Below are 16,565 nucleotides of genomic sequence, written 5' to 3'. Positions count from 1 at the left end.
AGGAGCCCCTGATCTTAAAGGTGCAAAGAAGCAAGACGCAAAATTTCATTTTGCGTTGTTGTTTTAGTATCGACAATGCCGGAAACGAGACCGTTACTCATCACCAGGATACGATCGGTAATCCCTAACAGCTCCGGCATTTCAGAAGAGATAATGATGATCCCCTTGCCTTTTTTCGCCAGTTCCGCAATAAGCTGATAAATTTCAAACTTTGCGCCGACATCAATGCCGCGGGTCGGTTCGTCCAGCATTAATATTTCCGGCTGCGTTAATAGCCAGCGACCAATGATCACCTTTTGCTGATTGCCGCCGGAAAGTGAACCAATTTGCGTGCGATGCCCCGGCGTTTTTACCCGCATGGAATCAATAACCCATTGGGTGTCGCTTTTCATCCGGGAATTATCCAGTAACCCCACTTTATTTTTATAATTACGGATATTCGAAATTAATGAGTTAAATCCGATATCCAGATAGGCATAAATTCCGGTGGAACGACGCTCTTCCGTCACCAGCGCAAAACCGTGGTTAATCGCTTCGTTCGCAGTGTGATTATTAATTTTCTTGCCATGTAAAGTGATTGTCCCGGACGACTTCTCACGAATGCCAAACAGCGTTTCGACGATATCGGTACGCTTTGCCCCAACCAGACCGGCAATGCCCAGAATTTCGCCCTTGTGCAAATCAAAGGAGACATCGCGAATGGAAGGCTGGCGCAGCGAGGTCAGGTGACGTACCTCCAGAATCACGTCGCCCGGCTTATTTTCTTTATCCGGAAAGCGCTGGTTCAGGGAACGCCCGACCATCATCGCAATGATCTTATCCATATCCAGCCCTTCCAGCGGCTGGGTGGCAATCCACTGACCGTCGCGCAAAATAGTAATTTCATCGCACAATTGAAAAATTTCTTCCATTTTATGCGAGATATAAACAATACCGCAGCCGCGTTCTTTCAGCTTGCGAATAATGGTGAACAGATGATTAACCTCTTTCTCAGTTAACGATGAGGTCGGTTCATCCATAATAACGATCTTAGCGTTATAGGAAAACGCCTTCGCAATTTCGATCATCTGCATTTGCGAAACGGATAACGTTCCTACGCGCGCGCGCGGGTCAATATCGATATCCAGTTCATCAAATATCGCTTTGGTATCCTGGTACATTTTATCCTGGTCGACAAACATACCTTTGGTGGGATAACGTCCCAACCACATGTTATCCATGACCGAACGTTGTAATACCAGATTTAACTCCTGGTGTACCATCGAAATCCCATTCTCCAGCGCTTCTTTCGCCGAATGGAAGTCCACTTCTTTTCCCTGAAATACAATGCTGCCGGAGTCTTTTTGATAAATACCGAAAAGACATTTTAATAATGTTGATTTGCCTGCGCCGTTTTCGCCCATTAATGCATGAATAGAATGCGGACGAACGTTTAAGTTGACATTATCAAGCGCTTTCACGCCGGGAAATGATTTGTTAATGCCACGCATTTCCAACAAATATTCACCCGACGGCGGAGAAATCGTGCTGCCCATAATGATACCCTGTCGGCCTTTTTAATTATGACTATCCGCGCCGGATGGCAAAAGAAATACGTTATCCGGTCTGCGGCGCGTCACCCTTCCACGGTTTCAGGGCGCAACAAAATTGCGCCCACAGACGGAAAAGTTATTTTTGGGTAAATTCGCTCAGATTGTCTTTGTCCACGCCGACATAAGGCACGCGCACGATTTTGTTCTCAATCTTCCAGCTGGTGCCGTCAGCCGCACCCTTGCCTTCGGCGAGGTTTTTCGCCAGATCGAATGTCGCTTTCGCCTGATTGTTGGCGTCATTCAGTACCGTACCGGCCATCGCGCCCGATTTCACCAGCGCCAGGGCTTCCGGTAACGCATCGACGCCAAAGACCGGAATCGACGATTTATTATGCGCTTTCAGCGCCTCTACCGCGCCCATCGCCATCGCATCGTTATTCGCGATAACCACTTCAATCTTGTTAGCGTTCGGGCCAGACAGCCAGGCATCCATCTTATCTTTTGCCTGCGCGGTATCCCACATGGCGGTGTCTAACGCCAGTTGCTCGGTCTGAATACCTTTATCATTTAACTCTTTCACCACATACGTCGTACGGGCTTCAGCATCCGGGTGCCCCGGCTCGCCTTTCAGCAGAACATACTGAATTTTACCGTCTTTATTCAGATCCCAACCCTGATTCGCCTGCCAGTGTTTGGCAATCAAGTCGCCCTGAATCACACCGGATTCTTTAGAGTCAGTCCCGACATAATACGCCTTGTCATAGCTGTCCAGCGCTTTGCGGGAAGGCTCTTTGTTAAAGAACACCACCGGCACATTTTGCCCGCGCGCTTTCTCAATCACCGTACCGGCGGCTGCCGGGTCGACCAGGTTAATCGCCAGAGCTTTAACCCCTTTCGCCAATAAAACGTCAATTTGATCATTCTGTTTGGATTGATCGTTTTGCGAGTCATTCATCAGTAGCTGAACATCCGGCGCGGATTTGCCATCTTTTTCAATAGCCTTACGCACCACGGACATAAAGTTATCGTCATATTTATAAATCGTCACGCCAATACGAGTATCAGCCGCGTGCGCGTGCGCGCCGAATAACAGACTTGCCATCACGGCAGAAAGGGTCAGTACCTTCTTATTCATGGTAGCTCCGGTTTTATTATGTAGGGTATAGCGTAAAAAAATGCCCGGCTGTTCAGCACGTTAACGCGTGTTACTGAACGCCGAAGCGTATTTAGAGCCTATCCCACCAGGCGTTATTGGCGCAGCCAGTTTGGACACGGACAGCGCGCAAAAACCGGAGCGTACACGTAGTACGTGAGGTTTGACTCGCTACGCTCGCCCTTCGGGCCGCCGCTAGCGGCGTTCAAAACGCTAACGCGTTTTGGCGAGCACTGCCCAGGTCCAAAATGGCAAGTAAAATAGCCCTAATGGGATAAGCTCTTATTCAACTCTTTATTTTTGTCCGGTAGTCGCGGGATATTGTGATAACGGTTTTTATAAGCGAAATACCCCAGCAAAACTGACAACTAACTGTTACACGTTAGTTACAGTGCGACAAACGTTGTCATCATAGCTATCACAATGTTAATAAACTGTGAATTTACTCACAGATTGAAAACGGTTACATGCGGTGCGTAATCAGTTAGTGATCAGTACCGCATTCTGTCGCCATGCCACCGAATGGCGCCGTACCAGGGTCGGCATGAAGCAGTGCGTCGCCGTGATATCCAGCGTGCCTGCAGCCCCCTGTAACGCCAGCTCGGTCGCGATTTTCGCCATAGAAGCAATAGGATAGCGCACGGTAGTCAACTGAGGATCGGTATAACGAGCAATAGGGATATCGTCGAAACCGATGACAGACAGATGCAAGGGAATGGCGATGCCGTTATCTTTTAACGCCGTCAGCGCGCCCGCCGCCATGTTATCGTTATAGGCAAATACCGCCGTCAGTTGCAGATTGCGTCCCAGCAACTCAACCATTGCCGACTCGCCGCCCTGCATGTCCGGCGTGCCGGTGCCTATCCAGCTCTCCGACGCAGCAATCCCCTGCTCTTGCAGCGCGTGTAACCACCCTTCTCTGCGCATCGCGTCATCTTCAATACGGTGGCTGGAGGCCAGGTAGCCGATGCGTTGATGTCCATTATTCAGCAACATTCGGGTCGCCATTCTGGCGCCGCTCACATTGTCGAGACAAACACAACGATGCGCATAACCCGGCACGATACGGTTAATCAGCACCATACCGGGGATCTGATCCATAAAGTCGCTCAGCTCGCGATCGGTTAAGGCTTTTGAGTGAACAATCAATGCGTTACAACGCTGACGGATCAAGACTTCAATCGCATGGCGCTCTTTTTCCGCCTCATGATAACTGTTGCCAATGAGAACATATTTCTGGTGCTGCTGCGCGACCAGATCTACGGCTTTCACCAGAGCGCCGAAAAAGGCATCGGAAACATCCATGACCACGACGCCGATGGTGTCGCTCACCTGGGTGGCCAGCGCTTGCGCATTCGCATTTGGCCGATATCCCAGCAGGGTGACGGCCTGCATAACGGCGTCACGGGTGTCGGGACTGACCAACGCGCTGTTATTCAGTACGCGGGAAACGGTCGCTACAGACACGCCAGCCTGGCGCGCTACATCACGAATGGTGATCATATTCACTGCCCTGTTTGAGTTCAAAAATGCTCACAAATGCCCCGTTAGCAGGCGGCTATTTTGTCAGCACCCTGCCCAGGGCTGCGTGAGAAACATCACAGGGATGGAAACGGTTACAGCCATTTTGTTAATGAATGTGATCCAGATCGTTATCTGAGCGATCCTGACGCGCGCAACGTGAGTTGACGCCATAACCACTCGACCGGTCCCTGTCGCCAGAAACGTAGCCAGATGACGGAAAAGAGAAGGTTTATTGCCCATACCGGAACGACAAAGAACAAGAGTTCCAGTCGATTGAATTTCATAAATAAGCCAAACTGATAAAACAGCGTGGTACAGATGATCGTCTGCAGCAGATAATTGGTCAGCGCCATTCGCCCTACGCAGGCAATGGCAAGCGTCAGTCTGCATCGGCTAAGCTGCGGCCAGAAGCCAAACATCAGCGCGGCATAGCCCAGCGTTTGCAACGGCGCGCTCAGTTCACGCGGCGCCTGCAATAAAAAGGCGCACCAGCGGTACGCCCAGTCCAGCCGCCATTGTAAAATGACCGCAGGCAGGTTGATCATTAGCCCTAACGCCACCAGCAGAACCCCGGTACGGCGATAGTGCCGCAGACTGTACTGACCTTTCAGCCAGCCGCTACGCATTAGCGCAGCGCCCAGCAGCATCATACCTGCCAGTTGCCAGCCATACTGCGCGCCGAGCGCCAGTAAACTATTCGACAGCATCTCTGCCCGGTTGCTGATAGCCTCCATGCCGCCGTTCAGCTTCCAGTATTTTTCATACAATATTGCCGACGCATCCGGCGTCCAGGCGCGGCTGGTTTCGCTACTCGATACCACGCCCAGCAGCAGTAGCACGCCAATCCCGACCAGATAAAGGAGTATGCCGGTATTGAACAGGCTTTTTACCGAAGGCGCGTCGCGTACCAGTCGCCAGCAAATTAATCCGACCAGACCGTAGGCCAGCAGAATGTCGCCGTCCCAAAAGAATAACGCATGGATAAAACCTAACAGTACCAATAGCGTTAAGCGCGACTGAATCCACTGTTTACCACGCGGAAGCAGCATTTGTAGCCCCGCGCCAAACAACAACGCGAACAGCGTAAGAAACTTAGCCTGCGCCACAATATCGAGAATCGCCCAGGACCAGGCGTCTTCGGGAACGATCGCGCCGTACCAGGCGGGATTGAGATAAGCCGCCTTCGGCAATCCAAAGGCGCTAATGTTAAGAAGCAGGATACCGAGGATAGCGACGCCACGTACAAAATCCAGTGTGACATTACGTTCCATCGTCTCCGCCTTAATCATGGATGATGGCGAACGGCACGCAGAAACTCCTGGCGCGTATTCTGGCTGGACTTAAACAATCCGCCCAGCGACGTCGTCGTCGTGGCGCTGGTTGCGTCACGAATACCGCGCGCTTTCACGCAGTAATGCACCGCATCAATCGATACCGCTACATTATTGGTGCCGAGCAAGGTTTGCAGCGCCGTCAGAATTTGTTGGGTCAAACGTTCCTGAACCTGCGGACGCTGGGCGAAGAATTGCACGATGCGGTTAATTTTCGACAGGCCGATCACGGAATCTTTGGGGATATACGCGACGGTCGCTTTGCCATCAATGGTCACAAAGTGATGTTCACAGGTGCTGGTCAGCGTGATATCGCGGACGGTGACCATTTCATCCACCTTCATTTTATTTTCAATGAGGGTAATTTTCGGGAAATTGGCATAGTCGAGGCCGGCGAAAATCTCGTCAACGTACATCTTAGCGATACGATGCGGCGTTTCCATCAGACTGTCATCGCTCAAATCGAGATTCAGCAACTGCATAATCTCAGTCATATGCCCTGCGATAAGGCTTTTTCGCGTTTCATTATCCAGTTCATCCATAGGCGGGCGCAGCGGCGTTTCCAGCCCCCGGGCAACCAGCGCGTCATGAACCAGGGCCGCTTCTTTACTGAGTGATGGCATTAATCGTGTTCTCCTGCAGGTGTGGCGCCTCTGCCCTGCATGGGGCAAAGTTTGTCAATATTGTGACAGTGTGATTATTGTGCGTGAGGTAGCGCACATAATCCAGTATTCACGCCCATAATTGTTGAAATTGTCGCTGCCTTTCATGACATCTTTTCCGGTGCGAGAATGCTGGCAGGACAAAGGGCATATTTGTTAACGCAACGTTATTTAAATGATGAAGCATGTTTATGTATTACGGAAGTGAAAGTTACTCACAACGCGGTGAATAATCTGTATTATGAAGAATCTGCATACCTTATCAGGTTCACTATAAAAGGAGCCCCCGCATGGAAATGCTCGAAGAGCACCGATGTTTTGGCGGCTGGCAGCAGCGCTGGCGTCATCATGCCGCCACGCTAAACTGCGCCATGACATTCAGCATTTTTCTTCCGCCGACTCAGGATAATGAACCGCCTCCGGTACTGTACTGGTTGTCCGGGTTGACCTGCAATGATGAGAATTTTACCACCAAAGCAGGCGCGCAGCGTATCGCAGCAGAACTGGGCATTGTATTGGTGATGCCGGATACCAGTCCACGCGGTGAACAGGTCGCCGACGATAGCGGATACGATTTAGGCCACGGCGCCGGGTTTTATCTCAATGCCACACAGCCGCCCTGGGCCAGCCATTATCGCATGTACGATTACCTGCGCGATGAGCTTCCGGCGCTTATCCAGACACAGTTTAACGTCAGCGACCGTTGCGCCATCAGCGGGCACTCGATGGGCGGCCACGGCGCATTAATCATGGCGCTGAAAAATCCGGGCAAATACACCAGCGTCTCTGCTTTTGCGCCTATCGTCAACCCCAGCCGCGTGCCGTGGGGAATCAAAGCGCTTACCGCTTATCTCGGCGAAGATGAATCAGCCTGGACTGAGTGGGATAGCTGCGAATTAATGCTGGCCAGCCAGCCGCAGGACGCCATTCCTGTGCTCATCGATCAGGGCGACAGCGATCAATTCCTCGCCGATCAACTTCAGCCCGCCGTACTGGCGGAAGCCGCGCGGCAAACCACCTGGCCGATGACGCTACGAATCCAGCCTGGCTACGATCATAGCTATTATTTTATTGCGTCCTTCATCGAGGACCATCTGCGCTTTCATGCCCGGTATTTACGGGACGAGCGTGAGACGTCACCAACATAATGAATTTTCCAGCGCCGCGCTGTAATTCACCTCCTCCGACTGCGGCGCGGAAGATTTATTATTTAAATCCGCGGCCTGCTGGCGTACCTGAAGGCGGCCGCTGCCCTCTCCACCTTCATAACTTTCGTGAAAATTACGCAGCTCGGATTCAAACAGCACCGCATCAAGATTATGCAACTTATCCAGCGCCCGCAGGAGAGAAATTAACGTATCAAGATTGAGCCCTCCCCCCTTCTCGATACGCTTGATGGTGGCGATGCCAACGTGCGCGCGATCGGCAAGCTGCTGCTGGGTCATCGAAAGAGACAGACGCGTCTCCTTTAAGCGAGCGCACAACGACAGGATAATCTCATCGTTATTCATCGTATTGTATTTCACGCTGTTACCCTCTCTTGCGCGGCTGAATTTTCCCCAGCGAACCATGATACGTTTCACGGTATTTAGCGCTCATGTCTTTACCGGTCTCGTACATCGCAGCAATGATCTCATCGAGCGAAATACAGGGTTCGCTTACGCGACTCATCGCCATCGTCGCCGCGTTTATCGCTTTCACGGCAGAGATGGCATTTCTCTCTATGCAGGGAATTTGTACCTGCCCGCCCAGCGGATCGCAGGTCAATCCCAGATGATGTTCCATGGCAATTTCAGCGGCGCTCAGCGTTTGCTCCACGGATGCGCCCATCAGTTCAGCCAGGCCCGCCGCCGCCATTGAGCACGCCACGCCGACTTCCCCCTGACAGCCAACTTCAGATCCCAGAATAGAGGCGTTTTGTTTAAACAATATCGCGATAGCGGCGGCGGTCAGGAAGAAACGGGTCAGAGCACCGGGCTCCAGCGGCGTGACAAATTTATCATACCAGCAGAGCGCTGCCGGAATGATGCCGCACGCGCCATTGGTTGGCGCGGTAACAATCTGTCCGCCGCTGGCATTTTCTTCGCTTACCGCAATCGCGAAGGCATTGACCCAGTTCAGCGCGGTTAAAAAATCGCTGGCGGAACGGTTCGCCTGTAACGTCTTATGTAACGCACAGGCGCGCCGCGGTACCTGATAGGGGCCGGGTAATACCCCCTCAGTATGCAGGCCGCGATAAACCGCCTGCTGCATCACGTCCCATATTTGCGCCAGATAATTCTGCAACGTCTGTGGCGAGTGGCGGCACAGCTCATTTTTCATCATCAGCGCCGCTACGGACAGGCCGTTACGCCGACACAGCGCCAGCAACTGCGCGGCATGACTAAATTCAAAGGGCGACACTGTACGCAAAGGAAGCGATGGCGTCAGCGGCTCGCCATGTTTGCGAACCTGTCCGGCGCCGGTCGAAAACCAGGTCTCTTCATACACCGTAAAATAATCATCTCTGGCGCGAAACGTCATGGCATAAGGATGGCCTGGATGCGCCTGGTGATTGGCGATAATCTTGACTTTTATCGTGATTCCGCCCGCGTCAGAGAGCGGGAGTTCGATTTTGTTTTCATTTTCCGCACGCTTAATCACCGCCATATGCGAACGGAGATCGACATTCTCCGGCTGGCAACCCAGCAGCCCAAGATACAGGGCGGTATCCACATTGTGGCACTTGCGGCTTAACGATAACGCGCCATACAGCTCGATTTCAATTTCCCGAATTAGCGGCAACGTCTCTTGTTCTCTGAGCAATGAAATAAAGTGACAGGCGGCGCGCATCGGCCCTACGGTACGTGAGCTGGATGGACCTATTACTATTTTGAATATATCAAGGCAACTCTCCATCGTTATATCAATCCTTTCAGTGTCATTCGCGTTCAGTAATAAATAACATCCTCGCACAGTTGGCATATCAAAAGTGATACCTTTTGTGTCTGAACTTTACCTGGTATCAAAAACAACGCTTTTTTAGCCCTTTTCTGGCTGTGATATCTGTGATAGCACGAGATTCCACGCCACAAAAGAGCCATTATAATACCCGTAAATTAAGGGAGTTATCATATGAGCATTATTTATTTTATTACTACACAGGATATCGATACGTTTCAGAAAAAATTACAGGAAACGTTACTTAATGCCGTCACCATGCCGTTTCCGCTATTATTTGATAAACGTTATGCCGCGCTTATCAATACCGCTTATTTAAAGCTTACGCTGCCAGCGGAATGTCTGACGCCTGAATTTTATCGCTATTTACGCGAACTCTCATTGCAATGGCAGTTTGATTTTTTTATTAAGCCGCAGCCACTGCCTGCTAACGGTATTATCGCGTTTGATATGGACTCGACATTTATTGCGGAAGAAGGCGTGGATGAAATTGCCCGCGAGCTTGGCATGTCGACGCAAATCACCGCCATTACCCAACAGGCGATGGAGGGCAAGCTTGATTTTAACGCCAGTTTTACCCGACGTATCGGAATGTTGAAAGGCACACCGAAAGCAGTGCTGAACGCCGTATGCGATCGCATGACCCTTTCGCCAGGCCTGTTAACTATTCTGCCAGTCATCAAGGCCAAAGGATTTAAAACCGCGATTATCTCCGGGGGACTGGATATATTCACCCAGCGTCTAAAAGAACGGTATCAACTGGATTATGCCTTTTCGAATACGGTTGAAATACGCGATAACGTTCTGACGGATAACATTACTTTGCCGATTATGAATGCCGCAAACAAAAAACAGACGCTGGTTGACCTGGCTGCCCGGTTAAATATTACCACGGAGAATATTATTGCCTGCGGTGATGGCGCCAACGATCTGCCGATGTTAGAACATGCTGGCACCGGTATTGCCTGGAAAGCGAAGCCGGTTGTACGGGAAAAAATCCACCATCAGATTAATTATCACGGTTTCGAATTGCTTCTTTTTCTTATTGAAGATGAATTATAACGCGACTCACCTCGCCGGAAGGGAATTTTAAAATGAGTATAAAAACATTTATTTTCAGCCAGCCCGATAAGCCGATTGTAAAAGAGAAAAAAGAGATAGACCAGACCTATAAAAAATTTCGTTTTGAGATTATCGCCTCGGTCTTTATCTCTTATGCCGTCTTTTATCTTACCCGTAAAAACTTCTCCGCCGCGATGCCGGCCATGCTGACGGAAACGTCGCTGACCGCAGAAGACTTCGCCATTATGTCTTCTATTTTTTACATTCTTTATGGTGCGATGAAGTTTGTCGGCGGGATGCTGGTCGATAAAATTAACCCGAAAGCCATGACCGGCCCGGTGCTGATTGGCGTGGGGATTGTAAATATTCTGTTCGGCTTTTCCGATAGCGTGGCGGCATTCTACGTACTGTACAGCCTCAACGCGATATTACAGGGCACCAGCTTTCCGCCGATGGCGAAAATTATGGCCTCGTGGTTTTCGAAAAACGAACGGGGACGCTGGTGGGCTATCGTTGAAGCGGCGCACAATATCGGCGGCAGCCTCGCGCCGCTGCTGACCAGTTTTGCTATCGCCTTTAGCGGTAGCTGGAAAATGGGGTTTTATGTTCCCGGCGCCATTTCGCTGCTGATGGGGATAGTGGCGCTATTTACCATTAAAGATCGTCCCGGTACGTTAGGTTTGCCCAACGTGGGGCAGTGGCGTAACGACCCGACGGAACTGGCCCAGGTCAAGGCCAGCCCGGTCAACCTGAGCTTCTGGCAGATTTTTGTGAAATATATCCTGACCAATCCACTGGTATGGATCATTATTATCGGTGATATGTCGGTTTATATTGCGCGCACCATCCTTAACGACTGGCCGCAGATTTACTATTCGCAGGTTCACGGCTGGAGCCTGATAAAAGCGAACTCGATTATTTCCTGGTTTGAGGCGGGCGGACTGGCAGGTGGGTTGCTGGCAGGCTACTTGTCTGACTTTATGTTCAAAAGTAACCGCTGGATGACCGGATTAATCTTCGCGTTAGCGCTGTGCATATGCATCGTGCTGGTGCCGCTGGTTCAGGATACCTCTTACACCCTCACCGCGATTCTGTTCACCATCATGGGCTTCGCCTTATACGGACCGCATATGCTTTTTGCCGTCGGCTGTCTGGATGTGACCCATAAGGATGCGGCGGGATCTATTACCGGCTTTCGGGGATTGTTCAGCTATGTCGGCGCGGCAATGGCCGGTGTGCCGGTAATTATGGTGAAAAATAGCTGGGCGTGGTCGGGCGTTTATATCTATGCGTTAATCGCCATTCTGCTAACGACTCTGTCGCTGGCGTTGCTCTCCAGGCTGCATCGGTTATAACATTCTGGCGACAGCGGCAAAACGCGGCTGTCGCCAGTCTCTGTCAGAAACGGTAATCCACCGCAATAAAGTAACGACGTCCGTCTTCGGTATAACCGTAGTCGTCGCGTTTGAGATCTTTATCGCCCACGTTCAGAACGCCCGCACGCAGTTTAACGTTTTTCGTCGCCTGCCATGCCGCGCCGGTATCCCAGACCACGTACCCGCCCGGCGTTTTCGCTGTTGCGCTGTCGGCCCGCTTACGCCCGGTATAATTCCCTGATACGTAGAATGACCAGTCTTCGAGCTGCACCGGTTTCCAGTCCAGCGTACCGTTCGCGGTGTGGAACGGCAGATCGGAAAGCGGCTTGTTCCCGCCATTACTGACGTCGCGCCCGTCGTTATAGGTGTAATTCAACGACAGTTTCCACGCCTCGTTAAACGGAACTTTCAACTCGGTTTCCACGCCCTGAATACGCGCTTTATTCACGTTGTAATAACGGAAGACCGGAACGCGCTGTCCCCGACTGTTGGTTTCGAAACCGACAAAGTTGGAATAGCCGGGCGCGGCGTTAACGTCAGGGGTACGACTAATGCTGATGCGATTGTCCACATCGTTACGGAACGTGGTAACGCTCGCTTCCACGCCCTCCAGTATGCCTTCTTCGCCCCGGTAATAAAGGCCGAGCTCCCAGCTTTCACTGGTTTCAGGTTTCAGATCCGGGCTACCGACAATGCGGCATCCGCCACGGCAGGAGTTGGTCGCCCAGTCCGGACTTAATTGCAATAGCGACGGCGCTTTAAAGGCCGTGGCCCACCCACCTTTCACCGTCAGGGTATCCGTTGCGTTATAAACCAGATAAGCACGCGGGCTCCAGTGATCGCCATAGGTTTCATGGTCATCCATACGAATACCGGTGGTCAGCGCCAGCGGTTCGAAGATGCGCCACTCATCTTCAAGGAACAGAGCATACTGGCTGGCGGAGGTTTTAGTACTGGAACCGCCGGTCAGGTTCACCGCATCGCTCAGTTTATCGTGACGCCATTCGCCGCCGAAGGTAAGGAACTGGTTGACAGCCGCTAACGGCAGAACGTATTTCCCGTCAATCGAATTGCTTTCTGACGTGATAGGGCTACTGTTGCCGGGGTTTTTGTTTTCCACTTTTTCGCCGTAGAACTTGAGCTCGCTATTGCCGAGATCCCAACGTCCGTTATGGCTCAACGCGTAGTTTTGCCGTTCCAGACGGTTTTTATCCAGCGAGTCGGAGTCCCGGTCCTGGCGATCAAAACCGTAGCCTGCGGTAACGTCATGATTTTCGTTTGGTGTCCAGGCAAACTCGACGTTTCCATCCCGGCTGGTAAATCCTTCAATGCGCGGCGTTTCACCCGTAGCGGTGGTGGCGGAACTCTGCTGCTCGTCTTTTTCGCGTTTCGCCAGGCTACCGTAGGCTTTCATTCCCAGCACGCCGTCGATCAGCGGACCGCTGGTAAAGAACTGACCGTTATAGGTATCGCCACGGTCGCGATGTTCCTGAATAGTGGAGTCAACCGTGACGCTGCCGTGCCATTTCTGACCAATTTTTTTGGTGATAATGTTGACCACGCCGCCCAGCGCATCGGAGCCATACAGCGAGGACATGGGGCCACGCACCACTTCAATGCGTTCGATAGCGTCAACCGGTATCCAGTTCAGATCAAAATCATTATGGCGGAAGACCGCGTTACGGGAGTTAACGCGCTTACCGTCGATCAGGATCAGCGTATAACTGCTGTCCAGACCACGAATACTCACGCCTTTACGGTTATCCCCTTCGTTAGTGAGCTGTACGCCCGGCACCTCTTTCAGGACATCTTTCAGGTTTTGCACGGGCCTGCGCTGTAAATCTTGCTGGGTAATGACGCTGATACTTGCTGGCGCATCTTTCAGATTTTGTTCGATGGCGGACGCGGTAACGACCATAGTTTCACCATCATCCGTTGCCGCGGCAACCGGCCAGGCCAACGTAACTGCGGACATACAAAGCCCTACCCGAACGAAAGGGTTAAACCTAAACATTCCATTTCTCCATGAGGTAAATACGACAAAAAAATCGGTTATCGCTCACAACGCATTACGTTTCGCCTGCGATAACGGTTATCACGGCGAACTCTTTTTATGCAGGCGAGTCGGGCTCATGAGTGACGGTCGCGCCCGAATCTTCATCCTTTCTGATTTCGAGCGTAACGATAAAGCAAACGATAATAATTATCAATTTAATTGTTAATAATTATGTCATTTGAACCAATCATGAAGAAAAAACAAAAAACCCTCTCGAATGAGAGGGTTAGAAGAGTCAGATTCAGGCAGTCAGTGCCGGATAGCGGCATAAAAGCCTATCCGGCCTACGACGAGAATACCGCGTTACTTTTTAACGCGTTCCGGGAAGTGCATTTCGCTATAGCGCACGAAATGCGTACCTTTTATCAGCTTGTAGCCGAACCAGATAAGCAGGAACAGCGGAATACCGATATAGGTCGCCGCGACGCCGCCCCAGTCGATGGTATCTTTCAGGAACGCTTCATAGTTCTGCCCCAACGTAATAATCAGGCACAGTACAAAGGCGAAAATCGGCCCCAGCGGGAAGAACCCGGAACGGTACGGCAAATCATTCACATCATACCCTTGTAACACGTAACCGCGACGGAAGCGATAATGGCTAATGGCAATCCCCAGCCAAGCGATGAAGCCCGTCATACCGGAGGTGTTCAACAGCCACAGATAGACCGTCTGGTTGCCAAACATTGAGGTCAAAAAGCAAAGACCGGCAATCACGGTGGTGGCATAAAGCGCATTGCGCGGTACGCCGCCGCGGGACAATTTCGCAAAAATACGCGGGGCCTTACCGTCACAGGCCAGGGTGTAGAGCATACGGGTCGAGGCATACATCCCGGAGTTACCCGCAGACAGTACCGCCGTCAGGATAACCGCATTCATTATCGCCGCCGCAGACAACAAGCCCGCATGCTGGAACACTAAGGTAAACGGACTGACGCTAATGTCTTTGACGTCGTTACGCAGCAGGTTTGGATCGGTATAAGGAATGATCAGGCTGATAATCAAAATCGCGAAAACATAAAACAGCAGAATACGCCAGAATACCTGACGCACCGCGCGCGGAATATTCTTCTCCGGGTTTTCAGATTCCCCGGCGGCAATACCAATCAGCTCGGTTCCCTGGAAAGAGAAGCCCACGATCATCGCGACGCCAATCATTGCCGCAAAACCGCCAGCAAAAGGCGCATCGCCCGTCGTCCAGTTGCTCCAGCCGACCGGCTCAACACCTTTAAAGATACCGATAATCATCGCTACGCCAACGATGATGAAGATAATAACGGTCGCGACTTTAATTAACGAGAACCAGTACTCCGCTTCGCCAAAACCGCGCACGGAAATGTAGTTCAGCAAGAAAATGACGCAGAGGAATAGCGCGCTCCAGATCCAGCCCGGCGTGTCCGGGAACCACCAGCCCATCACCAATTGCGCGGCAACCAGGTCAACAGCGATAGTCACCGCCCAGTTGTACCAGTAGTTCCAGCCCAGCGCGAAACCAAAGCCTTCTTCCACATAGTTCTGACCATATGTCGCAAACGAGCCAGATACTGGCATATAGGCCGCCAGCTCGCCAAGACTGGTCATCAGGAAGTAGACCATCAAACCAATCAGAATATAAGAAAACAGCGCGCCGCCTGGCCCCGCCTGAGAAATTGTCGCACCAGATGCAACGAAAAGACCTGTCCCGATGGAGCCGCCAATGGCAATCATCGTCAGGTGACGCGCCTTTAATTCGCGACGTAGCGCGGGCGCTTCTGTGGTTTTAGTTTTGGAACCCATGTGAAAATGCTATCCATCCAAAAAATGAGGCGCGATTGTAACAGACGAAATACTATCCTTCCGACACAAATGCGCGGTTATAAGAGACCTTCATGACCGGCCACGGATTATAAGTAAAGCAGAGAATAACGTATACGTAAGCGGATACTAAAAATGGCGATGCCGCCGGGGCAGCCCTCCTCTTCAACTTTATTCACAGTAACTCAAAAAACGCTGCAACGCGTTAGAAAGATGTTTCTGCCGATGATGAACACGCCACAACGTGCGCACCAGGCGCGGTAACGGCACCGCGACTTCGCCCAGGCTTCCCGCCTGGAGTTGTTCAGCAATCACCCGGCGCGATAAACAGCTTATCCCCAGTCCATGACGCACCGCATGTTTGATCGCTTCTGAATTCCCCAACTCCATCGCCATATGAAAGCGCGGCAAATGCGACAACAGCAAATAATCGACAATTTCCCGCGTACCGGAACCGCGCTCGCGTAAAATCCATGGGGATGCCGCAAGCTGTTCCAGCGTCACCGGCCCCTGCGTCAGCGGCGAGGACGGCGCGGCAAAGACCACCAGCTCATCTTCCAGCCACGGCTCAGAGATAATCTCTGTACTGTGACACGGCCCTTCAATCAGGCCGATATCAACCCGAAAATCCAACACCGCGTTAATCACGTCCTGGCTGTTTCCCACGCTGAGTTCCAGCGGCAAGGCCGGATAATGCTGGCGATAGCGGGCAATCATGGCGGGTAAAATGTAATTGCCGATGGTGCTACTGGCATAAACCCGTATCGCGCCGTTATCTTCACGAAATAGCTGCTCAATTTCTACCGCTTGCTCCAGCAATGCCAGCGCGCGCGGGTATAACAAGCGCCCATGTTCGTTGACCACCAGCCGTTTCCCCACCCGATCAAACAACTGTACGCCGAGCTGACCTTCCAGATCGGTGAGCGCGGCGCTAACGGCGGACTGCGATAATGACAGCATGACCGACGCCTGGGTTGTTGAACCGCTTTTCAGTACTTCAGCAAACACTTCAAGTTGTCGTAGCGTAATATGCATAGTCGTATCCCACCGATAGCGTTTCACTTACCACTTATAAAGATTAATTATAAATATATAATCAATTTTATTTTTAAACCAGATCACCGTAACCTTATTGTCC

The 16,565-nt window shown here is 51.5% G+C and carries 13 protein-coding genes; 3 read left to right on the top strand and 10 right to left on the bottom strand.

Annotated features, from left to right (window positions below):
• Nucleotides 1-14 precede the first annotated feature (14 nt).
• From mglA to folE, 5 genes are all read right to left on the bottom strand, one after another.
• On the bottom strand, nt 15-1,535 hold the full coding sequence (gene mglA / locus ACLJNW_RS00300; RefSeq protein ID WP_000535907.1) for a galactose/methyl galactoside ABC transporter ATP-binding protein MglA: 1,521 nt from the start codon (nt 1,533-1,535) through the stop codon (nt 15-17).
• 133 nt (nt 1,536-1,668) lie between these two features.
• Nucleotides 1,669-2,667 carry a galactose/glucose ABC transporter substrate-binding protein MglB gene (mglB, locus tag ACLJNW_RS00295; RefSeq protein WP_001036943.1) on the bottom strand — a complete coding sequence of 333 codons (999 nt, stop codon included), beginning with the start codon at nt 2,665-2,667 and terminating at the stop codon, nt 1,669-1,671.
• Between the two features lie 498 nt (nt 2,668-3,165).
• Nucleotides 3,166-4,188 (bottom strand): HTH-type transcriptional regulator GalS, encoded by a 1,023-nt coding sequence (galS, locus tag ACLJNW_RS00290; protein ID WP_000628631.1) that lies wholly within the window; start codon nt 4,186-4,188, stop codon nt 3,166-3,168.
• A gap of 149 nt (nt 4,189-4,337) precedes the next feature.
• Nucleotides 4,338-5,480 (bottom strand): DUF418 domain-containing protein YeiB, encoded by a 1,143-nt coding sequence (yeiB, locus tag ACLJNW_RS00285; RefSeq protein WP_001518079.1) that lies wholly within the window; start codon nt 5,478-5,480, stop codon nt 4,338-4,340.
• 14 nt (nt 5,481-5,494) lie between these two features.
• A complete protein-coding gene (gene folE, locus ACLJNW_RS00280) occupies nt 5,495-6,163 on the bottom strand; it encodes a GTP cyclohydrolase I FolE (RefSeq protein ID WP_001139611.1) in 669 nt (222 codons plus the stop codon).
• Nucleotides 6,164-6,492: 329 nt separating this feature from the next.
• On the opposite strand from folE, the gene fghA reads away from it, so the two are divergent.
• Nucleotides 6,493-7,350, top strand: a complete 858-nt coding sequence (fghA, locus tag ACLJNW_RS00275) for an S-formylglutathione hydrolase (RefSeq protein ID WP_000425491.1) — start codon at nt 6,493-6,495, stop codon at nt 7,348-7,350.
• Here the strand turns inward: fghA and ACLJNW_RS00270 are convergent.
• Complete coding sequence (locus tag ACLJNW_RS00270) at nt 7,339-7,728, bottom strand: helix-turn-helix domain-containing protein (RefSeq protein WP_000876817.1); 390 nt, start codon at nt 7,726-7,728, stop codon at nt 7,339-7,341. The genes fghA and ACLJNW_RS00270 overlap by 12 nt on opposite strands.
• Before the next feature lie 4 nt (nt 7,729-7,732).
• Complete coding sequence (locus ACLJNW_RS00265) at nt 7,733-9,100, bottom strand: L-serine ammonia-lyase (RefSeq protein WP_001518989.1); 1,368 nt, start codon at nt 9,098-9,100, stop codon at nt 7,733-7,735.
• A 216-nt stretch (nt 9,101-9,316) separates the two neighbouring features.
• Here ACLJNW_RS00265 and serB point away from each other — a divergent pair, with 216 nt between their 5' ends.
• Nucleotides 9,317-10,204, top strand: coding sequence for a phosphoserine phosphatase SerB (gene serB, locus ACLJNW_RS00260; RefSeq protein WP_000022921.1), 888 nt, complete (start codon nt 9,317-9,319; stop codon nt 10,202-10,204).
• Between the two features lie 32 nt (nt 10,205-10,236).
• A complete protein-coding gene (locus ACLJNW_RS00255; protein ID WP_000023806.1) occupies nt 10,237-11,559 on the top strand; it encodes an MFS transporter in 1,323 nt (440 codons plus the stop codon).
• Between the two features lie 43 nt (nt 11,560-11,602).
• Here ACLJNW_RS00255 and cirA read toward each other — a convergent pair whose 3' ends face one another.
• The 3 genes from cirA to yieE form a co-directional block, all read right to left on the bottom strand.
• Nucleotides 11,603-13,594: a catecholate siderophore receptor CirA gene (gene cirA / locus ACLJNW_RS00250; protein ID WP_001749131.1), complete on the bottom strand. Its 1,992-nt coding sequence runs from the start codon at nt 13,592-13,594 to the stop codon at nt 11,603-11,605.
• Nucleotides 13,595-13,939: 345 nt separating this feature from the next.
• Nucleotides 13,940-15,409: a lysine-specific permease gene (gene lysP / locus ACLJNW_RS00245; RefSeq protein ID WP_000535000.1), complete on the bottom strand. Its 1,470-nt coding sequence runs from the start codon at nt 15,407-15,409 to the stop codon at nt 13,940-13,942.
• Nucleotides 15,410-15,598: 189 nt separating this feature from the next.
• A complete protein-coding gene (gene yieE / locus ACLJNW_RS00240) occupies nt 15,599-16,462 on the bottom strand; it encodes a DNA-binding transcriptional regulator YeiE (protein WP_000548315.1) in 864 nt (287 codons plus the stop codon).
• Nucleotides 16,463-16,565 lie beyond the last annotated feature (103 nt).

Origin of the sequence: Salmonella sp. SAL4457 (genome assembly GCF_046548235.1) — a bacterium.
Taxonomy (GTDB): Bacteria; Pseudomonadota; Gammaproteobacteria; order Enterobacterales; family Enterobacteriaceae; genus Salmonella; species Salmonella enterica.
Note: the sequence above shows the minus strand (reverse complement) of the source record. Positions and strands in the feature narration are given on the sequence as shown.